The organism is Acidicapsa ligni, from assembly GCF_025685655.1.
GTDB lineage: Bacteria > Acidobacteriota > Terriglobia > Terriglobales > Acidobacteriaceae > Acidicapsa > Acidicapsa ligni.
Window position 1 is genome coordinate 724163 of sequence record NZ_JAGSYG010000002.1, and the last position, 22746, is coordinate 746908.

The 22746-nt window shown below is 55.8% G+C and carries 19 protein-coding genes; 13 read left to right on the forward strand and 6 right to left on the reverse strand.

Going from position 1 to position 22746, the window contains the following annotated elements:
• The first annotated feature begins 22 nt into the window (after positions 1-22).
• The 9 genes from OHL19_RS09390 to OHL19_RS09430 all read left to right on the forward strand — a co-directional run bounded on the left by OHL19_RS09390 (position 23) and on the right by OHL19_RS09430 (position 11500).
• Positions 23-661 carry a 4Fe-4S dicluster domain-containing protein gene (locus OHL19_RS09390; RefSeq protein ID WP_263357395.1) on the forward strand — a complete coding sequence of 213 codons (639 nt, stop codon included), beginning with the start codon at positions 23-25 and terminating at the stop codon, positions 659-661.
• The gene (gene nuoH / locus OHL19_RS09395; RefSeq protein WP_263357396.1) at positions 658-1839 is read left to right on the forward strand and encodes an NADH-quinone oxidoreductase subunit NuoH; all 1182 of its coding nucleotides are present in this window, start codon (positions 658-660) and stop codon (positions 1837-1839) included. Before OHL19_RS09390 ends, nuoH begins: the two co-directional genes overlap by 4 nt.
• Positions 1840-1857: 18 nt before the next feature.
• The gene (locus tag OHL19_RS09400; protein WP_263357397.1) at positions 1858-2376 is read left to right on the forward strand and encodes an NADH-quinone oxidoreductase subunit J family protein; all 519 of its coding nucleotides are present in this window, start codon (positions 1858-1860) and stop codon (positions 2374-2376) included.
• A complete protein-coding gene (gene nuoK / locus OHL19_RS09405) occupies positions 2373-2684 on the forward strand; it encodes an NADH-quinone oxidoreductase subunit NuoK (protein WP_263357398.1) in 312 nt (103 codons plus the stop codon). Before OHL19_RS09400 ends, nuoK begins: the two co-directional genes overlap by 4 nt.
• 7 nt (positions 2685-2691) lie before the next feature.
• Complete coding sequence (gene nuoL / locus OHL19_RS09410; RefSeq protein ID WP_263357399.1) at positions 2692-4854, forward strand: NADH-quinone oxidoreductase subunit L; 2163 nt, start codon at positions 2692-2694, stop codon at positions 4852-4854.
• Complete coding sequence (locus tag OHL19_RS09415) at positions 4851-6374, forward strand: complex I subunit 4 family protein (RefSeq protein WP_263357400.1); 1524 nt, start codon at positions 4851-4853, stop codon at positions 6372-6374. The genes nuoL and OHL19_RS09415 overlap by 4 nt, the downstream gene beginning before the upstream one ends.
• Positions 6374-7882 (forward strand): complex I subunit 4 family protein, encoded by a 1509-nt coding sequence (locus OHL19_RS09420; RefSeq protein ID WP_263357401.1) that lies wholly within the window; start codon positions 6374-6376, stop codon positions 7880-7882. The genes OHL19_RS09415 and OHL19_RS09420 overlap by 1 nt, the downstream gene beginning before the upstream one ends.
• A complete protein-coding gene (locus tag OHL19_RS09425; protein ID WP_263357402.1) occupies positions 7879-9369 on the forward strand; it encodes an NADH-quinone oxidoreductase subunit N in 1491 nt (496 codons plus the stop codon). Before OHL19_RS09420 ends, OHL19_RS09425 begins: the two co-directional genes overlap by 4 nt.
• A gap of 355 nt (positions 9370-9724) precedes the next feature.
• Positions 9725-11500 carry a porin gene (locus OHL19_RS09430; RefSeq protein WP_263357403.1) on the forward strand — a complete coding sequence of 592 codons (1776 nt, stop codon included), beginning with the start codon at positions 9725-9727 and terminating at the stop codon, positions 11498-11500.
• Positions 11501-11516: 16 nt separating this feature from the next.
• Here the strand turns inward: OHL19_RS09430 and OHL19_RS09435 are convergent, their stop codons facing one another.
• Positions 11517-12722 (reverse strand): thiolase family protein, encoded by a 1206-nt coding sequence (locus OHL19_RS09435; protein ID WP_263357404.1) that lies wholly within the window; start codon positions 12720-12722, stop codon positions 11517-11519.
• Between the two features lie 88 nt (positions 12723-12810).
• Between OHL19_RS09435 and OHL19_RS09440 the strand changes: the two genes are divergently transcribed.
• Positions 12811-13659, forward strand: a complete 849-nt coding sequence (locus tag OHL19_RS09440; protein ID WP_263357405.1) for an amidohydrolase family protein — start codon at positions 12811-12813, stop codon at positions 13657-13659.
• Positions 13660-13710: 51 nt separating this feature from the next.
• A complete protein-coding gene (gene fucP, locus OHL19_RS09445) occupies positions 13711-15024 on the forward strand; it encodes an L-fucose:H+ symporter permease (protein WP_263357406.1) in 1314 nt (437 codons plus the stop codon).
• 86 nt (positions 15025-15110) lie between these two features.
• On the opposite strand, the gene OHL19_RS09450 is transcribed toward fucP, so the two are convergent.
• The 5 genes from OHL19_RS09450 to OHL19_RS09470 form a co-directional block, all read right to left on the reverse strand.
• Positions 15111-15938, reverse strand: a complete 828-nt coding sequence (locus OHL19_RS09450; protein ID WP_263357407.1) for a fumarylacetoacetate hydrolase family protein — start codon at positions 15936-15938, stop codon at positions 15111-15113.
• Between the two features lie 18 nt (positions 15939-15956).
• Positions 15957-16727 (reverse strand): SDR family NAD(P)-dependent oxidoreductase, encoded by a 771-nt coding sequence (locus tag OHL19_RS09455; protein ID WP_263357408.1) that lies wholly within the window; start codon positions 16725-16727, stop codon positions 15957-15959.
• A complete protein-coding gene (locus OHL19_RS09460; RefSeq protein ID WP_263357409.1) occupies positions 16724-17836 on the reverse strand; it encodes a Gfo/Idh/MocA family protein in 1113 nt (370 codons plus the stop codon). The genes OHL19_RS09455 and OHL19_RS09460 overlap by 4 nt, the downstream gene beginning before the upstream one ends.
• A gap of 256 nt (positions 17837-18092) precedes the next feature.
• Positions 18093-18314, reverse strand: coding sequence for an exodeoxyribonuclease VII small subunit (locus tag OHL19_RS09465; RefSeq protein ID WP_263357410.1), 222 nt, complete (start codon positions 18312-18314; stop codon positions 18093-18095).
• A 43-nt stretch (positions 18315-18357) separates the two neighbouring features.
• Entirely contained in the window at positions 18358-20265 is a 1908-nt protein-coding gene (locus OHL19_RS09470) for a bifunctional homocysteine S-methyltransferase/methylenetetrahydrofolate reductase (protein WP_263357411.1), read from the reverse strand.
• 212 nt (positions 20266-20477) lie between these two features.
• Between OHL19_RS09470 and OHL19_RS09475 the strand changes: the two genes are divergently transcribed.
• Together OHL19_RS09475 and bshB1 are read left to right on the forward strand one after the other, a co-directional pair.
• A complete protein-coding gene (locus OHL19_RS09475; protein WP_263357412.1) occupies positions 20478-21971 on the forward strand; it encodes a hypothetical protein in 1494 nt (497 codons plus the stop codon).
• Positions 21972-21994: 23 nt separating this feature from the next.
• Entirely contained in the window at positions 21995-22714 is a 720-nt protein-coding gene (gene bshB1 / locus OHL19_RS09480) for a bacillithiol biosynthesis deacetylase BshB1 (RefSeq protein ID WP_317890557.1), read from the forward strand.
• Positions 22715-22746: the final 32 nt, after the last annotated feature.

Sequence of the window (22746 nt, forward strand, 5' to 3'; positions counted from 1 at the left end):
ACAGCGTGTGGATGGAGGGCCAATGTTAGGCGAGGGAATGCTGAAGGGACTGGCTGAAACGGCGAAGAACTTTGCCGGCAGCTTTGTCTCGAAAGGACGTCTGACCACGGTGCAGTATCCCGAGCAGCGCATTGCGCCGATCGAGAATACGCGTGACTTTCCATTCCTGATCTTTGACGGGGACGATGCAATGGCCGGGCTGCGTTGCGTGGCTTGCCAGATATGCGAAAAGGAGTGTCCGCCGAAGTGCATCTACATCACCAAAAGCGCCGATAAGAAGCCTGATTATGTTGGCAAGGCGCAGTTTTATCCGACGCGATTTGATATTGATATTTCGGTATGCATGAGCTGCCAGATTTGTGTGGAAGTGTGTCCGTTTGAAGCGATCAAAATGGATACCGAATTCGAATTGAGCACGACGGATCGCTTTGGCGGTCTGCTGCTCGATCGAGAGCAGCTTGCGAAATCGAACGAATACTACAACACGATTCATCCGACCGAAGCCGCTGAAGTGGATGCAAGATTAGCGGAAGAAAAGGCCAAGACTGAAGCGAAGGCAAAGGCTGCAGCAGAAGCGGCAGCAGCGAAGGCAGCCTCTGCGGCGGCGGCTTCGACTGCAGCAGCGATAGAAGCTCCAAAAACGAAGGAGCTGGGTGTATGAGCTTCTTTCCTTTTCTGGACCAGATATTTGTCTTGTTGCAGCACTGGATTGCCGGGCTATTCCCGGTATGGTTGCAACCGTTTGTAGGTACAGTAGTAGCGGTGATTGGGATTGTTGCTGCGTTCCCCGGAATTTTCGCGGTGACGACCGTGCTGGAGCGCAAGGGACTGGGGCGTATTCAGAATCGTATCGGGCCAAATCGTGTCGGCCCAATGGGTCTTTTGCAGCCCGTCGCTGACGGCATCAAGTCGCTGACCAAGGAAGATATTGTTCCGTTGAGCGCAGATGCAGTGGTGCATTTTCTCGCGCCGGTTCTGCTGGTTGTCGCCGTGTTTCTGGGCTTTGCGGTGCTGCCTGTCGGGCGCAACATGGTGCTCGCAAACTTCGATGCAGGACTGTTGTTTTTCTTTGCCATCGGGGCATCGACAGAGCTGTCCATCTTTATGGCGGGCTGGTCGAGCCGCAATAAGTATTCGCTGCTTGGAGCGATGCGCGCTGTTGCCCAGATGATAAGTTACGAAGTACCGTTGCTGCTTTCGAGTGTCGTAGTCGTGATGATCACGGGGTCGCTTTCTACCGTGAAGATCGTTGAAGCGCAAGGCGGATTCACCGGCATTTTTCCGCACTGGTATGTGTTCACCCCCTGGGGATTCGCGGGTTTTGTGTTGTTCGTTATTGCCGCGCTGGCCGAGACGAATCGTTCCCCGTTCGATCTTCCGGAAGGCGAGTCCGAGCTGGTCGCAGGCTACTTCACGGAGTATTCGGGATTCAAGTTTGCATTGTTCTTTCTCGGGGAGTACCTGGGGATGTTTTCGATAGCAGGCTTTGCTATCACGCTCTTTCTGGGCGGATGGGGCGCACCGTTTTCCTTTCTGACATTTGTGCCTTCGTGGGCATGGTTCTTTCTTAAATTGCTGGGTTCGATTGCGTTCTTCATCTGGCTGCGCGGGACGATGCCTCGTTTGCGCCAGGATCAATTGATGAACTTCGCATGGAAGTTCATGTTGCCGATGACACTGCTTAATCTCGTCGTGGCAGGTAGCTGGCGTTTCTTTGGAGATGGCTGGCTGCGATGGGTGATCTGTAGTGCTGTGCTGCTTGCTGCTTATGTGCTGCTCGGTCGCACACTGATGCGAAAACAGCATCTCGGACCAAGGAGTTATCGCTATGCAGATTAACCGTTGCAGGAGGGCGCAATGATTTTTGGATTGAGCGTTGTCTTTCTGCTGATTGCTCTGGTGACGGTCGCTGGCGCGCTGGCTGCTGCATTACTGCGCAATCTGGTCCACTGTGCGTTGAGCCTGACTGTGACCTTTGCGGGGCTGGCGCTGATGTATCTACAGCTCGATGCGCAATTTGCCGGCTTCGCGCAGATCCTGGTGTATATCGGAGCAGTTGCGATTCTTGTCGTCTTCGCAATCCTGCTGACGCGTGGCGCAGGGACGCAGATGCATCAGGCTTACTCGTCGAGCTGGCTGTTAGGACTGGTGATTGCAGCCGCGGTATTTGCATTGCTCGCATGGGCTGTAATGAAGAGCCTGCCGTCTGCGGTTGCCACTGCTACACCGGTTGTCAGCGTCAAGTCGATTGGATATGCGTTGATGGGCAACTATGTATTGCCTCTCGAAATCGTAGCCGTGCTGCTGACGGTTGCCCTGCTTGGCGCGGTGATTGTTGCCATGCCGGATGTGCGCAGGAAAGGTGGCGTGCAATGAGTCCGCTGACAGGTTGTCTCATCGTGGCTGCGCTGGTGTTTGCCATTGGACTTGCAATCGCACTGACGCGGCGCAATGCGATTCTGGTGCTGATCGGCATCGAGCTGATGTTGAATGCCGCGAACCTGAACCTGATTGCTTTCTGGCGATTCGGACCGCATGCTGAATTGCTCACGGGAATGATGTTTGCTATCTTCTCCATTGCCGTTGCTGCTGCTGAGGCTGCGGTAGGGCTTGGGTTGGTGATCGCCTATCATCGCCATTCCAAGTCGACAGACCTGGATGCCATGACGCGGATGAAGGGATGAGCGAGCGATGATTGCAAGTACTGCATCCCTTATGGCGAACTGGCTGGCGCAGGGGCCAGCAGCCGAGTTTCCGGCAGAGGTAATCGATCAGACATCTTCCTGGATCGTGCGGAATCTCTGGCTGATTCCAGCGGTGCCGATGGTTGCCGCGGGCTTGATCGCACTGCTGAAGCAGCCGATGCGCAGGACCGCGGCCACGCTGGCAATTGGCGGGCTGTCTTTCTCGCTGCTGCTTTCGTTGTGCGCCTTTGCACATGTGCTGACTGCGTGGAGCCACGGTGGAGTTACCCGCGAAGTGGTTAACTTCGATTGGCTCTCATTGGGGTCGGGTTCGTTGCAACTCGGCTGGCTTCTTGACCCTCTTGCCGCCGTAATGTTGGTGATGGTCACATTTGTTGGTCTGCTCATTTTCATCTACTCCACTGGCTATATGGAGCATGATGAAAACTTCACGCGCTTCTTCTGCTTTCTCTCTTTGTTTGCAGGCGGAATGCTGGGCGTGTTGATTGCCAACAGTCTGCTGCTTCTCTTCATGTGCTGGGAGATCGTGGGGCTTACTTCGTATCTGTTGATCGGCTTCTGGTATCACAAGCCAAGTGCGGCGGCTGCGGCAAAGAAGGCGTTTCTCACCACCCGTGTCGGCGACATCTTTTTTCTATTGGGCATTGTCTGGTTGTTCGCGCAGACGGGCACGACTCTCTTCTACAACAGGGGCGCCGGTGCGATAGAGCCTGCTGCATTGGCATCATTGTTGAGTCAGCCTGCTGCTTTTGGACTCACTGCGGCCACCGCGATTGGATTATTGATCTTCGCTGGAGCTGCAGGCAAGAGCGGGCAATTGCCGTTGCACGTCTGGCTGCCGGATGCGATGGAGGGCCCAACGCCGGTCTCGGCATTGATCCATGCAGCGACAATGGTGGCTGCTGGAGTGTACCTCGTCGCGCGGGTCTATCCGCTGATGTCTGCTGGAGTCGGTGTCGGGCCCGGTGTCGGGAGTACTACAGTTTCGCTCACCGTTATTGCATGGATCGGTGCGTTGACGGCGCTCTTCGGCGCTCTTGTCGCCGTGGCTCAGAACGATATCAAGCGTATCCTTGCTTACTCGACCGTATCGCAACTCGGGTACATGATGGTTGGTCTCGCAACGGGCGGAGTTGCGGTTGGCATGTTCCATCTCATCACGCATGCCTTTTTTAAAGCGCTGCTTTTTCTCGGGGCAGGATCGGTGATTCACGGCTGTCATGAGGAGCAGGACATTCGCCGCATGGGGCGTTTGCGTATCGACATGCCGTTGACCTTTGTGACGTATTCCGTGGGCATGCTGGCGCTAAGCGGCTTTCCGATTTTCTTCTCGGGCTTTTGGAGCAAGGATGCGATTCTTGGCGCGGCACATAGCTGGCCGGTATCGAAAGGACCGTTCGTGCTGTTGCTTATTGGCGCGTTGCTGACCGCGTTCTACATGACCCGGCAGGTGGCGTATGTGTTTTTCGGGCATTGGCGCGGGCCAAAGCATGCTCATGCGCATGAGAGCCCGTTGGTCATGACGGGTCCGCTGGCGATTCTTGCCATCTTCGCGGTCGGACTCGGAGTATTCGGTACTCCGCTGTGGCCCTGGTTTACCGGCTTTCTTGAGAGCAGGTCTGTTGCATTCGATGTGCATGGATTCAGTGAACCGGGACTGCTGCCGTTGATGGGCTCTGCGACGTTGATCGTCTTTGCCGGTCTGCTGCTGGGCTGGTGGTTGTATATTCGCAGGCCGATTGTTTTGCCCGAGTCAGAGGATGCAATAGAGCAGCTTATTCCGACTCCGTGGGCGTGGCTGGCGAATCGGCTCTATTTCGATGAACTGTATGCTGCAACAGTCCTGCGCTGGTATGCCGCGCTGGCGTGGATTGCCGGGTGGCTCGACCGGCGTGTCTGGGGTGGGATTGTGGCGGCTGTAGCTGAGAGCTTTCGCGGATTGGGCTGGTTCAACAAGGGGCTGGATTCGCAGTGGATCGATGGTGGCTTCGACAAGGGCTGTGAGGAACTGGTGACCAGCGGCGGAGTATTGGCGTGGCTACAGGCCGGGCGTGCTCCTGGGTATCTTCGCGTGATGGGTGTGGGTGTTTTGCTGCTGGCTGGCATTGCGCTTGTGATCGGCGCAGTTACAGGGCAGGTGCGTCTATGACATCTGTTCTTACGATCCTGACCGCGATTCCCGCAGTGGCCGCAGTGGTTGCATTGCTTGCTGGGAATCGGCTTCACCTGGCGCGCGGCATTGCGTTTGTTGCGGCTCTTGCCTCGCTCGCTCTCTCCATCTGGATATGGCTGGGGCTTTCGGGCAATGGGGCAATGTCTTTCATCGAACGGTCGGCATGGGTGCCGAAGCTGGGGATCGAGTATCATCTCGGCGTTGATGGGTTGGGCGGACTGATGCTGCTGCTTGCGGCGATCGTTTCGCTGATGTCGGTTGCAGCGTCGCGGACTGTAAAGACTCAGCCCGGATTGTATTTCGCGTTGATTCTTCTGTTGGAGTCGGGACTGTTTGGAACGTTTACGGCGCTGAATTTCTTTCATTGGTTTTTGTATTGGGAGCTGAGCCTGATTCCAGCGTTCTTCCTGATCAAGCTATGGGGCGGTTCAAAGCGCGGCTCGGCAGCGACACAGTTCTTTGTCTATACGATGGTTGGTTCCGTGGCTCTGCTGCTGGCATTTCTCGCGGTATTTGTAGCTACAGGCAGTATGGATTTTGAAGTGCTGACACAGATGGCTTCGACAGGCGAACTGGTCGCTGCCATTCAAACGCATCTCGGGCCTATCGGGCTTTGGCTGGCGCTCGCTGTGTTGCTTGGCTTTGCTGTAAAAGTCCCATTGATGCCGTTTCATACATGGCTGCCCGCAACATATGCGGAGGCTCCGACGGCTGTCACCATGTTGTTGACCGGTGCTATGTCGAAGATGGGCGTATACGGATTGCTGCGACTGGCTCTCCCGATCTTCGGTCATGAATTAGCGCAGGTACGGACTCCGCTTCTTGTGCTTGCAGTGCTTACTGTCGTGGCTGGCGCATGGGCTGCAGTTGTTCAAAAGGATTTGAAGCGGGTCTTTGCATACTCCTCCATAAATCACCTTGGATATTGCCTGCTGGCGATCTTTGCCGTAGCGCTGCCTTCCGGTGTTGATTCCGCTGTTCGTTTGAGCCAGGTAGCTGCGCTCGATGGCGTGGTGCTGCAGATGTTCAATCATGGGCTGACCGCAGCCGCCATCTTCTGGTTCCTGTCGCTGCTTGAGGAGCGCTCAGGCGGCCAGTTAGGCATCGATAGTTTCGGCGGATTGCGCAAGCCCGCGCCTGTGCTCTGCGGGCTTATGGGCGTCGCGCTTTTCTCCTCACTGGGGTTGCCGGGCTTGAATGGTTTTGTAGGCGAGTTCCTCATCTTTCGTGGCGTGTTTCCGCTGAGCTGGTGGGCGGCTTCGATCTCCGTGCTGGGACTGTTGATTACGGTGGCGGTGATTTTGACAGTCATTCAACGAGTCTTTACCGGTCCTGTATCGGAGCGTTGGAAATCGTTCCAGGATATGACGGCGATTGAGCGGTTGGATTTTGCGCCGGTGCTACTGCTGATGTTGTTGCTGGGACTGGTGCCGCAGGTGGTGCTGGGCACAGTGAATGCGACGGTGATGCATCTCGTGGCGGGGTGGAGATTCTGATGCTGGCGTATACGATCTATCTCTCATTTGCAGGTGCGCTGATATTGGCTTTGCTGCCGCGTGTTCCAGCATCGTTCGCGCGCGTGCTGGCTTTATTCTTCGCTCTCGGTGGACTGGCTGTTGCGGTTGCAGGATTTATCGCTGGCGGAACGCAGGGCAATGTGGCTGTTGCGGACGTGGCATGGGTTCCCGCTATGGGGATTCATTACACGCTTGCGGCAGACGGCATCAGTCGCGTGCTGGTTCTGCTGACTGGCCTGGCTTCTGTCGCGGGTGTATTGTTTTCCTGGAATATAGATGAGCGCACGAATGAGTTCTTTGCCTTCTATCTGGTGCTGATCGGTGGCGTTTACGGGGTCTTTCTGTCGGTCGATCTCTTCCTGCTGTTTGTCTTTTACGAGATTGCGATTGTGCCCAAGTATTTCCTGATCGCTATATGGGGCTCGACGCGGCGCGAATATGGAGCGATGAAGCTGGCGCTCTACTCCTTTGCCGGCTCGGCGATGGTGCTTATTGGGCTGCTGGCGGCATACGCCACGGCTGGCGCGCACACCATGGACCTGCATGCTCTCGCGCGATATCCGTTTCCGGTGAGCTTCCAGATGTGGGCGTTTCCGCTGGTGTTTACAGGGTTTGCAATACTCGCGGGCATGTGGCCGTTTCATACATGGGCGCCGACCGGCCATGTTGCTGCGCCGACGGCCGCATCCATGCTGCTTGCAGGCGTGGTCATGAAACTTGGCGCCTATGGCTGCCTGCGTGTGGCGATGACGCTGTTTCCGCATGGCCTCGATCCGTGGGGATTCTCGTTCTTCGGGCTCGATTCGTGGCGCACTGTATTCGGCCTGCTGGCAGTGATTGGAATTGTCTACGGCGCTGCTGTGGCCCTGGTGCAGGATGACTTCAAGTTTGTCATTGGCTACTCCAGTGTGAGCCACATGGGGCTTGTTCTACTGGGCCTGTTGACGCTGAGCCAGATCGGAATAGACGGCGCGGTCCTGCAGATGTTTTCGCACGGAGTGCTGGCCGGGTTGCTGTTTGCGATTGTCGGGCGCGTCGTTTATGGACGCACGCATACACGCGATCTCAATAAGTTAAGCAAGCTGCAGTTGGGCAAAGCGATGCCCTTTGCCGCATGGCTATTTGTCATTGCCGGCATGGCCTCAATGGGGCTGCCCGGGTTTAGCGGGTTCATCGCGGAGCTGCAGGTGCTGATCGGCGCATGGCAAGTGTATCCGTGGTTTGCGGCTGTGGCTGGGGTGGGTATCGTAGTGGGCGTTGCATATACATGGCGAGCGATGCAGAAAGCATTTTTCAGCGACACTCCCGCAGTAACCGCCGATGGAGCAGCCGTGCCGATTCCCAGGTATGAGCCGATTACCTGGCCAGAAGCGGCTGGCGTGATCCTGCTGGCTGGGACAAGCCTGGTGGTCGGTTTGTACCCACGGCTGCTGCTGGATGTGATTACTCCTGCAACGCATGCATTGCTCATGGGAGGCCGCCCATGAACGGCGTGAACTACTGGAATCTGTTTGCAATTACACTGCCTGAGAGCCTGCTCGAAGTCATCTCGCTGGTGGTGCTGATTGTCGATCTGGGCCTGCTGCGCAAGAGCTCTCATGCAACGCGTATGGCCGTGGCAGCGGTGCTTGGAGTTGTAGGTTGCGCTGCTTCAATCTGGTGGCTGTCAGGACATGCAGGGTCCGAGGCGGCTGTTGGAGATTTTCTTGTTGCGACGCCTTTGGTGGCCGCAGCACAGATCGGAATATTGATCCTGACCGGGCTGGTGTTGCTGCTGAGCATCAAGGCAGAGTTCTCGCGTAATCCAGGCGAGTTCGTTGCTATCGTGTTGCTGGGCACAACCGGCATGATGCTGGTAGCAGCGGCGCGCGATCTGCTGATGATCTTTGTCGCGCTTGAACTACTGAGCCTGTCGCTCTACGTGTTGACCGCCTTTGCAAAAAACTCGGCGCAATCGGCTGAGGCTGCGCTGAAATATTATCTCTTCGGTGGAATGTCCGCCGCGCTGATGCTCTTCGGATTCAGCTATCTTTACGGCCTTACAGGAACGACTAGCCTGCCGGGTATAGCGCAAATGCTTGCGACAGGAGCTACGAGTCCATTGCTCATCGTAGCCCTGGTGCTGGTGGCGGCGGGGTTAGGCTTCAAAGTGGCAGCGGTGCCGTTTCATTTATGGGCTCCGGACACGTACCAGGGAGCGCCTGCTCCGGTCACGGCGCTCATTGCTTCAGGGTCAAAGGTGGCCAGTTTTGCCGTGTTGGTCGCTTTGACAACAGCTCTCGCAGGTGCTTCCAGCAGCGCATCAGGTACATCCGCATCCAGCATGTCCGCATCCAGCATGTCATGGATCGTTCTGCTGCTGTGGATGGCTGCCGGATCAATCGTACTCGGCAATCTGGCTGCCCTGGTGCAGACCAGCGTAAGGCGATTGCTGGCATATTCCGCCATCGCACATGCTGGATACATGCTGCTGGGCATTGCCGCGCATACGCCGCAGAGTGGTGCTGCGGTGCTTTACTATGCGCTGACTTACGCCCTTACGACCGTTGGAGCCTTTGGCGTAATTGCCGTTGTGGAGCGCGCGACGGGAAGCGATCGGCTTGATGCCTTTGCTGGTCTCAGCAGACGCAGCCCATTGCTGGCCGGGACGATGCTGATCTTCCTGCTATCCCTGGCGGGCATTCCGCCGTTGGTCGGCTTCTGGGCCAAGTTCAATCTCTTTGCCTCAGTCTTGCGTGCTGGAACAATCGGCGTATGGGGCTTGGGACTTGTAGCAGTCGCGTTGGCGGCAAGCGCTGTTTCGCTCTATTACTATCTGCAGGTGTTAAAACGCATCTATGTGATCAAGCCGGTTCAGGCTGAACCGCTCGCCATCTCGTTCGTCGAGTTGACTACGCTGATTTTGATTGCGCTGGCTGTCATTGCGCTGGGGGTTCTGCCTGGCGCTCTCAGCGGCTGGATACAGCTCGGATAAAACCAAAATAAAATTGTATAGAGGATCGATGCGGCCATAGTGGAGAGTGCCTGGTCAACGGCCGTCCTCGTCTATGTAGTTCCATTCGTTGTAAAGCAACTCATACTTTTACGATGCCTTTAGCGACGGCTTTTCATGGCTGCATAACGGGATCGTAATGTCTTCTTACTGTTTTGCTTATGTAAAACTTATGGCTTCGCCTCTAAGAATAGAACAGCCCCGAATGGAATTTACGCGGCTAATGTGTTGCGTATCAGATGCTTTCGGGCTTCGCTACTGCTAAAAAAACTGCGGTAATAGAAGGCTTACAATCGCTGACTTCATTGCGACTGAAGGGCTTGGTATAGAGGAAAGAATGAAATCGAGCTTGAGCCGTCTGTTGTATGTAAACGTCATAACTCTGGTATACGTACTATTTTTTTCGCTGCCATCCGCATCTGCTCTCCAAAGTGAAACTGCGGGGAAAGATTCCGTTACGCCCATTGAGGCTTCTGGAACTCCGCAGCCGAAAGCGATTGCGCAGGGTACATTGAACATGCAGGGAGCGATGGCGTCACTGCCGTCTCAACCTGCAACTGCGGAAGGCGCAGATGCCCAGGCATCGGCTTCATCCCCAACTCCCGCGCCTTATTTCAAAGCCTCCGATGGCCTCTTCAAGCGATGGGGCAAGGCATATTTAGCGGACTGGACGGGAACCGCGCCGAGCGATCCTAACGCGCCGAAACGTCGTGGAACGGATGCGCCACTCTCATCCCCGCCATTTCCCTCCGCAGATTGGCCGATCGGTGGAACGCAGGTGATTGGTGCTCCTGACTATCAGACATACATGTTGCAGCAGGCCATCAGTAAGGACCAACTGAAGTTGAGCCGCGTGAAATGGTATGGCTACATTTCCATCGGCGCGAATGGCTCGACCAGCAATCGCAGCAATGCGAGTAAAGGCATTCCTGCTAATTTTCCATCGGCCTACGATGAGTTCTCAAACACGATTGTTCTTGATCAACTCGCACTCTACACAGAGCGCCTTGCGGACACAACTCAGACCGATCATTTCGACTGGGGATTTCGTCTGACGAATCTATATGGGCAGGACTATCGATTTACAACGAGTCACGGAATGTTCAGCCAGCAGTTATTGGTAAAGAATGCGCAGTATGGATACGACCCGGTGATGTTTTATGTTGATCTCTATTTTCCCAAGTTGGGTAAGGGAGCCGATCTTAGAATAGGCCGGTATATCTCCTTGCCGGATATCGAAGCGCAGCTTGCGCCGAATAACTATACCTACTCTCATTCCATTTTATATACGGTGGATTGCTACACGCAGTTAGGCGCAAACCTCACGACCAAGGTCAACGATCATTGGACTTTTCAGGCTGGCATCTCTCCAGGCTGCGACACGATGCCATGGACGACGGATGCGAAAGTAACCGGAAATGCCTGCGCGGTTTATACGTGGAAAGTTGGCGGCGATACGCTTAATACATGCGCCAACTCGATCAACGACGGTAAGTACGCTTATAACAATCTGGCTGCTTACTACGAAACCTGGTATCACAAAATCAATGACCACTGGCATACGGATACAGAATTCTGGTACCAGTACATGCGAGACACGCCAAACATGTATTGGTATAACACCGGAGTTTCACCGTCCGGCACGACTCCCTGGCCGGAGCACACTGCTGCAAATACGACGTTGAATTTTGGCGCAGTCTGCCAGGATCCGCGGCTACCGGCGAGCCAGCAATCAGCACGATGCTATGCGCAAGAATGGGCTGTGGCCAACTATGTCGAACATGATTTCTGGCATCACACGGCCTCGCTCAACATTCGCAACGAACTTGTCAACGATATCAAGGGTCAGCGCACCGGTACTCCTGGCTACTATGAAGAACACATGGTGGGCTTCGATTTCTGGGCTGGTTCCACTGTGACTTTTCGGCCTGAACTTAGCTACATGCATACATTCAGCCCGTATGGCCTTCACGCATTGGATATAGATCCTGGATCTTCCGTAGCGGCGCTCTCAAAGCTGGCTCCGGGAGAGACAGCAGCAACAGCGATGGGATTGATTGGTGCCAAGACGCAGGCACTTGTGCTCGCGGCGGATATTATCTGGCACTTTTGATCGACCTGTTATTCGCTTATTGAGGCCCGCGTAGAACCGTGCAAACCGAGGCACAAACCGGGCCTCCAATATTGAAAGTTGCAGCATGTTCTGCGGCCTTGACCTGCAATGGAGCAGGTACTTTTTGCAGGAGTTGCCACGCTGCCCAGCCGATCATCGCGATGCCTGTTGCACCAACCGGGTGTCCCTTGGCGATGAGGCCGCCGGATGTGTTGATGCCGCATTCACTCCCGGGTGCGGCGTTGCCATCGGCCCAATAAGCAGCGCCTCTGCCGGGTCTCGCACGGCCGAGAATTTCGGTGCCCAGCGCTCCCATCACCGTAAAGCAGTCATGAATCTCCGCAGCCTGAATCTCTGCGGGAGTGATCCCCGCCATTGCATATGCAGAGTTCATGGCCTTGTAGGCTCCGATGGGTTCAAGCACCTGGCGCTGTTGATGCTGTAGTGGATCAACAGCCTGTCCCCAGCCCGCAACCTGTACGCAATCATGCTTGTCTATTCCCAGGCGAACCAGGCCTTCTTCAGTCGCCACGATGATCGCCGCGTAACCATCGGTGATTTGGGAGCAATCGTACGTCTTGAGCGGCAGGCCTTCTACGAGATAACGGTTGGGGCCGGCGATGGTCATTGCCTGTTCGACTGTCAATTCGACGCTCCGCATCTGGGCAAATGGATTGTGCCGGGCGTTCGCGTACTCCTGCACGGCAATGGTTGCTAGGTCAGCTTCCGATACGTTCCAGGTCTTCATGTAAAGCTGCATGATTTCGGCGAAAATATGAGGAAAGACAAAGGTCTTGCCCTCGCGCTCCGTTGGGTCAGAGAAGTAGCCGAGCGCCTCGCCTACGCGCTTGCCATCGGCTCGTCCCTCGGCATCGCGCATCTTTTCGAGGCCCACGGCGATAGCTGTTTCGCCCATCCCTGCCTGCAGTTTTGTGATGCAGGAGAGTACTGCCTGGCCACCCGAAGCACAGGCGTTCTCGACAGCTTCAAGGGGCTTTGCGGCCATGCCCGGAACTCCGGCAAGCAAACCCGCGAGCAACCCCTGCTGATGCAGCGAGAAATTGCATGCCGCAGCAATGGAACCTGAATCGAGTTGATCGGCGGTAATGCCAATTTCAGCACAGGTATCCGTAACCGCGAGGCGAATCATTTCGGCCTGTGTGAGCGACAACAACTTGCCAAATCTGGACTGGTGATATGCCGCAATGTAGATAGGTTTCATCGGTACCTTTCAACGGGTGAGAATACCATAGCCAAGGCATCGTGCGATTCGATAGGATTGCGGTGTTTACTGCATGTGAGGAAACCCAATGCGCATCGATGCGCACCAACATTTCTGGCATTACACGGACGACGAGTATGGTTGGATCACGGACGCGATGGCCGCGATTCGAAGAGATTTTCTGCCTCGCGATCTAGTGCCTTTGCTGGATGAAGCAAGCATCGATGCAACGATCGCCGTTCATGCGCGTCAATCTCTACATGAAACAAACTGGCTCCTCGATCTGGCGGAAGAGCATGCGTGGATTGCAGGCGTTGTCGGTTGGGTTCCGTTGGCCGAGGCTGGCGTCAATGCTGAAGCCGAGAAGGCGTTGGCGCTTCTGGTCGAGAACCACAAACTCAAGGGCGTTCGACATGCATTGCAGGGTGAGCCGGACGAGTATTTTGAACGCGATGATTTCAATGCAGGCGTAGGGCTGTTACGGAAATATTCGTTGTCTTACGACTTGCTGATTCTGGAGCATCAATTGCCAATGGCTCTTCGTTTTGTGGACAGGCATCCGGAGCAACCGATCGTGCTCGATCATGCGGCCAAGCCGTTGATTGCGGCTCAGGTGTTTGAGCCCTGGCGCGCGCGAATTCACGAGCTTGCCAGGCGGCCGCATGTTTCGTGCAAGCTCTCCGGGTTGGTGGCCGAAGCGGACTATGAGCATTGGACAGTGGATGATCTGCTGCCTTACGCAGAAACAGTGCTGGAGGCTTTTGGACCGAAGCGTATTCTCTTTGGCTCGGATTGGCCGGTATGCACGGTGGGCGTGAGTTATTCGCACTGGGCTGCGGTGGTGCACGATTTTATTGCTCAGCTCAGCGTCGAAGAGCAGGATGCAATCCTCGGTGGCAATGCGGCCAGGTTTTACGGTATTTCTCAAATTCAATAAGTGATTCGCAATAAGTGATTAGATTGACGAATTCAATGAGGCGGTAGTCGTTTGAATATCTCTGTACCAGGTGTCGACCGAGGTCCGGTTGCTGGATCTAAACAACCTATCGTACCTGCTGGCCGCATGCTGCCATTTGTATTGGTGACAGCGCTTTTCTTCCTGTGGGCAATACCAAATAACTTGAACGATATCCTGATCCGTCAGTTCATGAAGTCATTTGCCTTGTCACGTTTTGAGGCTGGCTTTGTGCAGACGGCGTTTTATCTCGGCTATTTTGGATTGGCCATTCCCGCCGGAATGATCATGCGTCGATTCGGTTACAAGACAGGTATTCTCACTGGATTGTGCCTGCTTGCATCGGGCTCGTTTCTCTTCTGGCCTGCGGCGAATGCTGGAAGTTATAGCTTCTTTCTTCTGGCACTGTTCGTAATCGCGTCCGGCCTGTCGTTTCTGGAGACGGCGGCCAATCCGATGATTGTGCGCATTGGCTCTCCTGAAAACTCGGAACAGCGATTGAATCTCTCGCAGGCGTTCAATCCCCTGGGCAGTATCTGTGCCGTGCTGGTGGGAACGCTCTTCATCTTTTCCGGTGTCGAGTTGACGCAGAGCCAGGTCGCAGAGCGGCAGGCTGCAGGAACTTACGCCGCATATCTGCACTCGGAGATTCTTCGCGTCATCACTCCGTATCTTGCTCTCGGTGTAATTGCGTTGCTGCTCGCATTGCTTATCGCGCGCACAAAATTTCCATCACTTGATGCCGAAGAAGAAACGCAGGACGCAGGGCACGGTCATGGTCTCGGAGTGCTCTTGCAGCGGCATTTTCTTCTCGGACTGGCTGCGCAGTTTTTGTATGTGGGCGCCCAGGTATGCACATGGAGCTACTTCATTCAGTATGTACAGTCGTACGCGGGTGTTCCCGAACGCACCGCGGGCTACATGCTCACCGGCACGATGGCGGCGTTTGCGATTGGTCGATTTCTCTCCGCATGGCTATTGAAATTCATTCGCGCGGATAGGCTGTTGGCGCTGTTCGCTGTCGGCAACGTGGTGCTGGTGCTTGTTGCTATTCTTCAGACGAATTGGATCGGCGCGATCTGCCTGCTGAGCAGCAGTTTCTTCATGTCGATGATGTTCCCGACGATTTTTGCGTTGGGCATTCATGGACTGGGATCACGCACCAAGACTGGCGGATCGCTGATGGTGATGGCGATCATCGGCGGTGCGGCGCTCACTCCATTGATGGGCAAAATCTCTGACGGGTTGAGCGTGAGTATCGCTTACACCGTGCCGTGCATCTGCTATGTTGGCGTGGGGCTCTATGCCTGGTTTGGCGCACGGCCCAAGGCAATGAAAACTATTTAGAACAGAAGCAATCAAGCGCTCGAAAAAAGCCTCCGATTTTTGCTTACACGCAAAGGTCGGAGGCTTTTCAATTGAGGACGAATGCTTTATCCGGCAATAACAGGATTGACGATTTGCCCCAGTCCTTCGATGGAGACAGTCACCGTTTCGCCTGCCTTGAGCCAGCGCTTTGGAGTGCGGCCCAGGCCGACGCCTGCGGGCGTGCCGGTGCTGATGATGTCGCCGGGCAACAGCTCGGTGATCGAGGAAATATATTCGATCAGCTCAGGAATGCGGAAGATCAGTTCGCGCGTGTTGGAGTGTTGCAGCACTTCGCCGTCGATCGAGAGCTGAATGTCCAGTGCGTGCGGATCGGCAATCTCATCGGCAGTCACGATTGCAGGACCCAGTGGGCAGAAGGTCGGGAGGCTCTTCGAGAGCGACCATTGCGAGGTGGAGAACTGAATATCGCGCGCGCTGACGTCATTGAGAACCGTGTAGCCGTAGACGTGATCCATCGCGCTGTATGCGGGAATGCGATAACCGCCTTTGCCTAGAACGACTGCAAATTCAGCTTCGTAATCCGGCTCCTGAGTGATGGACGGCAGGACGATGTTTTCGCCGCTCGCGATGATCGACGGAACCATCTTGAAGAAGACGACAGGGAACTTGGGCAGCTCCATCTTCGACTCAATGGCGTGATCGCGATAGTTGAGACCAATGCAGAAAATACGCGGTGGGTTGGCGAGTGGCGCATGCAGTTTTACATCCGCGAGAGGAAGCTTTGCTGCCGGTGTTGCAGGCCTGGCTGCGCTGCTGATCACTGCGAGCGTATCGCTGAAAGAAGAGGATAGATCCGCAACTTCACTGGTGGCTTCGAGCAGGTAGCCAGGGCGGATCTTGCCGTCTGCGGCTGAAAAGGAAACTAGCTTCATAAGTATTCTCCGAGTGAGTTATGCAGCGGTCCAGCCGCCGTCGAGTGTGAAGAGAGATCCGTTGATAAATCCAGCTTCGCGAGAAGAGAGATAGCGAACCATGGAGGCAACTTCTTCCGGCTGTCCGAGCCGGCCCATCGGCTGACGCGCTTTCAGTTCTTCGCGAATCTTTTCTTTCTCGTGCGCGTGATACTTGTCGAGATAGCCTTCGACGAACGGAGTCTCTACAGTGCCGGGGCAGATGGCGTTGACGCGCAACTCTTTCGCGTATTCAACGGCGAGCTGACGGGTCATCGCAAGCACCGCGCCCTTGGTGGTGCAGTACGCGAAACGCTGCTTGATGCCGATGAGTCCTGCGACAGAGCCAATGTTCACGATGCAACCCTTGGAAGGGCTGGCCAGGAGCAGAGAAAGCAGGCCACGCGTGACCAGGAAGACGGAACGCACGTTGACATTGAGCAACTTGTCAAAGTCTTCAATGGACGTAGTCGCTACGCTGCCCACGTGGCCGATCCCCGCGTTATTGACGAGAATATCGAGCTGGGGCAGGATCGCCGCGACGGCTTCAATGGATTCGGTGCTTGTGACATCCATCTTGACTGCGCGTGCATTGCCGAGTGACGTTGCGAGAGCTTCGGCTGCCGACAGGTTGATGTCAGCGATCCAGACGAAGGCTCCGGCCCTCACCAGTTCTTTGCTGGTAGCTTCGCCAATGCCGCTTGCACCGCCCGTTACGAGCGCATGCAGGCCATCCAAACGAAAGGCATTGTCCGTGGTTGCAGTTGTCATTTCGCCTCGCTTTCAATCTCAGGTAAAGTTTGTCCGTCGAGTTCGCTGGAGAGATAAGCGGCTTCGACTGTGCGCATGGTATCGAGTGCATCGGAGACTCGTGTTGGGAGTTCGCTGGATGCGCCGCAGACAAAGGCCTGCAACGAACCCATAGATCCCATGAACGCTTCCGGAAACCAGTTGCCCTCGGTTGGCAGCGTCTGCCATTTGCCTGCGTCTTCGCCGGTTCGAGGTGCATAACGCAGGCGATCGGGCTTGCCCGCAGGATAGTCTAGGTTCACGCCCATGATGGCCTCAAGCGCGCCTTCTGTGCCTTCCCAGGTGACCTGGCTTTGCTGCGTCTCGGGATAGGTATGCGCGTGTGTAGAAGAGATGCTGACGCGCTTCCAATCGTCGTATTCGAGGATGATGACAGAGCGCGTTGCAACCAGATCGGGAGTCAGCGGATTACGCGACGTCTTGGCGAGAACCCTGCGCGGATTGCCGAACCACGCGCGGCAGAGATCGACGTAGTGGATGCTGTGATAGAGAATTTCAAGTCGCGAAAGCCGCGCCATAAAGTTCCAAAGATCCCAGGGCATAAACACGGTGACGTCGACTTTCATATCGTGGACGTCGCCGATGGTTCCTGCCAGTGCGATGTTGCGTGCAGCCTGCATCACTGGGGACCAGCGAAGCTGAAAATTGACAGCGGCTGTCAGGTCTTTCTCGCGACAGAGGCGCTCGATGGCGACTGCTTCGGCGAGAGTTTCGCCCATGGGTTTCTGGATCAGGACCGCGGCTCCATCCGGAAGCTGCGCCAGAACTTTGAGGATTGCGTTTGCCGGTACAGCTACATCGAAGATGACCTCGGACGGAAGCTGCGGCAATGCCTCAGCAACCGAGGAATAAACCTTCGGAATATCGAACCTGGCCGCGAGCGATTCTGCCTTGGTCTTGTCTGGATCAAGGATGGCAATAACCGGAAAACCAGCTTTGCGATAGGCGGGCAGGTGCGCATCATTCACGATGCCGCCAGCTCCTACGGAGACTATAGGGCGTGGAATAAAGTTCAGTTCTGACGCGTTCAGTTGTGAGTTAGAAATAGGAATCAGATTGGACACGGTCATAGTGCGTACTTGTTCTCAGGGGGGATTTTTCTTGCCAGACGGGGAAATCATACATGGTAGCGTCCGGCATTGTCAGTCATCGATAAAGTTGTGAACTTCGTTTTTGCTGTGACTGCGTGCTTTCGGTGCAGTTCCGAATGGTGCAAGAGGATGCGAGATGGTGGGAGGAGATGAAGAAGAAGCCGTGCAAGGAATCCGGCAATAGAGTCAGGCCATAAAGGTTGGTGCTTTCCTGCTAGTGTTTCCCCAGCCGTGGCTAATTTTCCGTTGGGAAAGCTTCCAGCTTATGGCCGCCATCACGCTGCTTGACCAGCATTTGTACTTTACCTTCAGCGGCATCCAGTTCCTGCTTGCATGCGGCAGACAAGCTCACGCCTTCTTCAAACAGCTTGAGGGACTGCTCCAGGGCAAGGTCGCCCTGTTCCAGTTGTTCGACGATAACTTCCAGCTTTTTTAGTGACTCTTCAAATTTTGCCATCGTGCTGTAATTGCTCCTGAATACTGCGAACGCGACGAAATACTTATCGCGGAAGGCTTGTTTGTGGCAACACGGAAGCGATGGCTTCAGCGGCCAGTGCGTAACGGCCAAAGGGTGCGCTGACCTGCACTCCCTGGACCATCGGGCGTGCTTCCGTAAGCATCTCCTGGGCGATTCGGACGCCCTCCATGCGAGCGGCATCGGGATTTTCTGCCTGGGCCATGCGCAGCATGACTGCTTCGGGCATGGACACGCGCAGGTCGTTACGCATGAACTCGGCATTGCGCAGGCTGGTGAGTGGCCAGATACCGGCGATCACCGGAATGCGGAACTCCTCGATGCGCTTGAGAAAGCTTTCCAACAGGCGCAGATCGAAGACCGGCTGCGTGATGGCGTATTCAGCCCCGGCTTCCACCTTCCACGCGAAGCGGCGAATCTCCTGTTCAATATCTGGGACACCGGGATTGGCGGCGACGGCAATAGTGAAGTTCGTCGATGCCCCAATCGAATTGCTACCGATATCGAGCCCGTGATTGAGGCGGCGGACGATATTGACGAGACCGATTGCATCCACATCAAAGACCGCGGTTGCGTCGGGATAGTTGCCCAGCTTGGGCGGATCGCCGGTGAGGCAAAGAACATTGCGCAGGCCGATCGACGAAGCTCCCAGCAAATCGGACTGGATACTGAGGACGTTGCGGTCGCGGCAGGTGTAATGCAGCACCGTTTCAATGCCGGCCTGCTGCTGAATCTGAATGCAGAGGCTCTGAGCGCTCATGCGAGCAGAGGCGCGAGGCGAATCCGGAATGTTGATCGCGTGAACGCCGAGCGAGGCTAGGAGGCGAGCGCCTTCAATCTCCTTAATGCAATCGATCCCACGTGGTGGAACAATTTCAACCAGCGTGACGAAAGTGCCTTCGGCAATCAGCGCTCCAATACGGGAGCGTTCCGCGAGCGGAGCCGGAGGAATTTCAATGGTGTTTGTAGCAGTTGCATTCTTCTGGGCCGCTATTCCGGAGGCCGAATTCTGGTTGCGATTTTGGGCATCGATAGCCCGGATGGCTGACTTCATGGCGCGGATATGATTCGGAGTGGTTCCGCAACAGCCGCCGACGAATTGTGCTCCGGCCTTGATCGCCTTGCGTGCGAAGCTGGCCATATACTCCGGCGAGCAAAGATAGATGTTGCGCCCTTCAATCGCGCGGGGCATGCCTGCATTGGGCATGGCAACAATGGGCAGGGAACTGGCAGCACGCATTGCTTCAATTGCGGTTAGAACATTTGCCGGACCGGTAGAGCAGTTGCAGCCGATCGCATCCGCGCCCCACTCCGTGAGCAGTGTCGCGGCCTGGCCGGGCGACGATCCGTCGAGGCAGTTGCCATCGTCATCCACGGTGACCATGAGGAAGACGGGCAGTTCCGGAGCAGTCGCCTTGGCGGCCAGCAGGGCCTCGCGAGCCTCGTTCAACGCCGGCATGGTCTCAATGATCAAAAGATCTGCACCGGCGGAGGCAAGGGCTCCTATCTGCTCGGCAAAGGCAGCGCGAGCCTCTTCCAGGCTGGTCTTGCCCAATGGCTCAAGATGCACGCCCAGCGGGCCGATGGATCCGGCAACCCACGCGTCGCCTGCCTGCTTGTCTTTCAGGTGCTCGGCAGCTTGGCGCGCAATGCGTACTCCCGCCTCGTTGATCTCGACGGTGCGGCTGGCAAGGCCATGACGAGCCAAGCGGAAGCGATTGGCTCCGAAGGTGTTCGTCTCCAAAATTTCGGCGCCGCTCTGCAGATACTCCTCATGAACGGAGAGGATCAGGGCCGGGTCGGAGAGGTTGAGTTCGTCGTAACAGCGGTTGATAAAAACTCCGCGAGCATAGAGCACAGTACCCATTGCTCCGTCACAAAGGACCGGTCGGTCGGCAAAAATGTCTTTCAGTGTACGCACGTTACCAATCATGCTATCGCGTTTCCGAACCGCCTGTCGCGATTGTCGAAGGCAACTGCTTTCCTGTGTCAATGGTCCGCGTCCAAGCAGAAGCGACCGCAAGGGAAGACAGCGTTATTGGGTTCAGACATATAGAAGGGGCAGGGGCAACTGGCTGAGGCCTGCAGGTCGACCCGTATTTGTTATACTTTGCCAGTCAGCTCGTTTATCTGAGGTATAGGATTTTGAAGAAGAGAAGTCTCGTAATTTGCGCCCTGGCGGCACTGGTGACCGCGGGTGTACTGGCGGGCTGTGGTAGTAACCTTTATTTTGCTGGTCGAGTTCTGCCTCCCAGCGGAATCGCCAATCGCGTTCTGATTGCTATTCAGAACCCCAGTCCGGCTTCTCGCGGCGCACTCCAGTTTGTGGATGCGTTCTACGATATTCGGCAGAGCTTTAAGGATACGATCCCGTTTTTCAGCATCGCTGGATATAGCGGCGCGCTTCCGATCACCATCCAGAACATGCCCGAAGAGCAGCTCGGGGCAGTCTATGGATCGGGCGACGGCACCTTTACGCTGATCAACTATGCGAAAGAAACGACATCGGGACCGGCTGCTACGCTGAGCTCGCTGTCCTCTAGCATATTTGTCTCCCGTAACCAGCTTTTCGTCTTTGCCGCCAGCCAGCAGACACACGTGATGACGGTGGTGGACAGCGCAGCGGGCAAGCAATACAGCCTGAGCCTGCCGGGCGTTTATCGCGTTTCGACGAATCCCGGCGGATCGATGGCGCTGGCTTTCGTGCAGAACTCGAATTTTGTGTATTACCCGCGCAAATTGCAGACATCCGAGTCCACATCGCTGGCAGCATACTTTCTGACGAATCACAGCTGGCCGCAGCCGTATGTTGATTGCGAGCCGCAGAATTTGCCCGGCATGTGCCTGGCTCAAATGCAGAGCCCGGACAGTTTGAACACGAATTCCAACCTCTTTGCAGGCGCGCCGCTTAGCTTCGACCGTCCTGTAAAGGCGCTGTTTTCGGCAGATGGCTCTTCGGCCTATATCCTGAACTGCGGACCGGAGTGCGGCGGAACGGCATCCTCGGTATCGATTGTTCCCATCGCTCCCATGATTCTGCAGAGTGGCCAGCAATCCGGCCAGTTGCCGACGCAGAGCGCGCTGACCAAGGCGACGATTCTTGCCCCTGGTGGAGCAAGCAATGGGCTGGTGAATTCGAATATGTTGTACGTCATGGGTCAGCAACCGCAGACTCAGGCCGACGGCCAGGTGCTCTACGCTGGAAATCTGACACAGATCAATCTGACCAACAACAGTCTTGCCGGTCAGGCTATCTCGGTGAGCGATGGCGCTCCCGGACAGCCGACGAAGATGATTCTGGCGGATGACAACACGCTCTGGGTTGGTACAACTCGTTGCTCAGAGGGTGTGCGCTTTGCCCAGGGACTGCCCTACGGTTGCCTGACAATGCTTACGACCTCAAGCGATCCAGGCACTCCCCCAACGGTTACGATGATCGAGCCTTTCCAGGGCGATCTGACCGGTATTGCCGCGGTGACAACTCTGCATAAGATCTATATTGCCGAGGGTGGACAGGTTTACATCTACTCCACTACCGATGGATCGGCGATTAACAACTTCTTTGTAACCGTCAACGGCACCGCCTTCGACGTGGCTTACATGGATGCCATCACCGATTCGGACAACACCGACTACTAAACAGAATGCAGACCCCGCAGGCAGTGATTGATGTTTTGGCCATCGCAGCACATCGCGATGATGTCGAACAGACCTGCGGGGGAACGCTCCTTCGCATGAAGGCACGCGGACTGCGAACAGGCATTCTCGACCTGACGCAGGGCGAATCCGGTACGCGTGGCAGTGCAGCAGAGCGCTTCGCCGAGGCCGAGGGAGCAGCCCATATCCTGGGCGTAACCACGCGACAGGCTCTCGATCTGCCTGACGGCGCAGTTGCCAACACGCTTGAAAATCGCCTCAAAATTGTAAAAGTCATTCGCGATCTGCGTCCCCGCGTCGTGATCCTGCCCTATTGGGAAGCTCGCCATCCGGACCACGCAACCTGCTCCACTCTTGGCTACGAGGCATGTTTTCTCGCCGGACTATCCAAGCTTGAGGGCAATCGCGTCGAGGATCTGCCGCCTCATCGGCCCTTCAAAATCATCTACGCCAGCCTCTATGCGGATGTTCGTCCCAGCTTTATTGTGGACATCACGCCCTTCATCGATCAACGCCACGCGTCGCTCATGGCCTACAAGTCCCAATATGCCAACCAGCAGCAGGGCGGGGGACTATTCGTGCCCGAAGAAGAGATTCGCGAACGCACCTTTGCCGAGGCTCGACATTATGGGCTGCTTGCCGGGGTGAAGTATGGCGAGCCTTTCGTACAGCGGGAGGTCGGCCTGGTGGACGATGTCACGCTGATCCCCGTGCAATCGATCTAATCGGGCTAACGGACTAACAATCTGGCTGTATT

Excerpts from the sequence above, each read along its gene's own strand:
- OHL19_RS09390 (WP_263357395.1), top strand. The coding sequence starts at position 23 with ATGTTAGGCGAGGGAATGCTGAAGGGACTGGCTGAAACGGCGAAGAAC.
- nuoH (WP_263357396.1), top strand. The coding sequence starts at position 658 with ATGAGCTTCTTTCCTTTTCTGGACCAGATATTTGTCTTGTTGCAGCAC.
- OHL19_RS09400 (WP_263357397.1), top strand. The coding sequence starts at position 1,858 with ATGATTTTTGGATTGAGCGTTGTCTTTCTGCTGATTGCTCTGGTGACG.
- nuoK (WP_263357398.1), top strand. The coding sequence starts at position 2,373 with ATGAGTCCGCTGACAGGTTGTCTCATCGTGGCTGCGCTGGTGTTTGCC.
- nuoL (WP_263357399.1), top strand. The coding sequence starts at position 2,692 with ATGATTGCAAGTACTGCATCCCTTATGGCGAACTGGCTGGCGCAGGGG.
- OHL19_RS09415 (WP_263357400.1), top strand. The coding sequence starts at position 4,851 with ATGACATCTGTTCTTACGATCCTGACCGCGATTCCCGCAGTGGCCGCA.
- OHL19_RS09420 (WP_263357401.1), top strand. The coding sequence starts at position 6,374 with ATGCTGGCGTATACGATCTATCTCTCATTTGCAGGTGCGCTGATATTG.
- OHL19_RS09425 (WP_263357402.1), top strand. The coding sequence starts at position 7,879 with ATGAACGGCGTGAACTACTGGAATCTGTTTGCAATTACACTGCCTGAG.
- OHL19_RS09430 (WP_263357403.1), top strand. The coding sequence starts at position 9,725 with ATGAAATCGAGCTTGAGCCGTCTGTTGTATGTAAACGTCATAACTCTG.
- OHL19_RS09435 (WP_263357404.1), bottom strand. The coding sequence starts at position 12,722 with ATGAAACCTATCTACATTGCGGCATATCACCAGTCCAGATTTGGCAAG.
- OHL19_RS09440 (WP_263357405.1), top strand. The coding sequence starts at position 12,811 with ATGCGCATCGATGCGCACCAACATTTCTGGCATTACACGGACGACGAG.
- OHL19_RS09450 (WP_263357407.1), bottom strand. The coding sequence starts at position 15,938 with ATGAAGCTAGTTTCCTTTTCAGCCGCAGACGGCAAGATCCGCCCTGGC.
- OHL19_RS09455 (WP_263357408.1), bottom strand. The coding sequence starts at position 16,727 with ATGACAACTGCAACCACGGACAATGCCTTTCGTTTGGATGGCCTGCAT.
- OHL19_RS09460 (WP_263357409.1), bottom strand. The coding sequence starts at position 17,836 with ATGACCGTGTCCAATCTGATTCCTATTTCTAACTCACAACTGAACGCG.
- OHL19_RS09465 (WP_263357410.1), bottom strand. The coding sequence starts at position 18,314 with ATGGCAAAATTTGAAGAGTCACTAAAAAAGCTGGAAGTTATCGTCGAA.
- OHL19_RS09470 (WP_263357411.1), bottom strand. The coding sequence starts at position 20,265 with ATGATTGGTAACGTGCGTACACTGAAAGACATTTTTGCCGACCGACCG.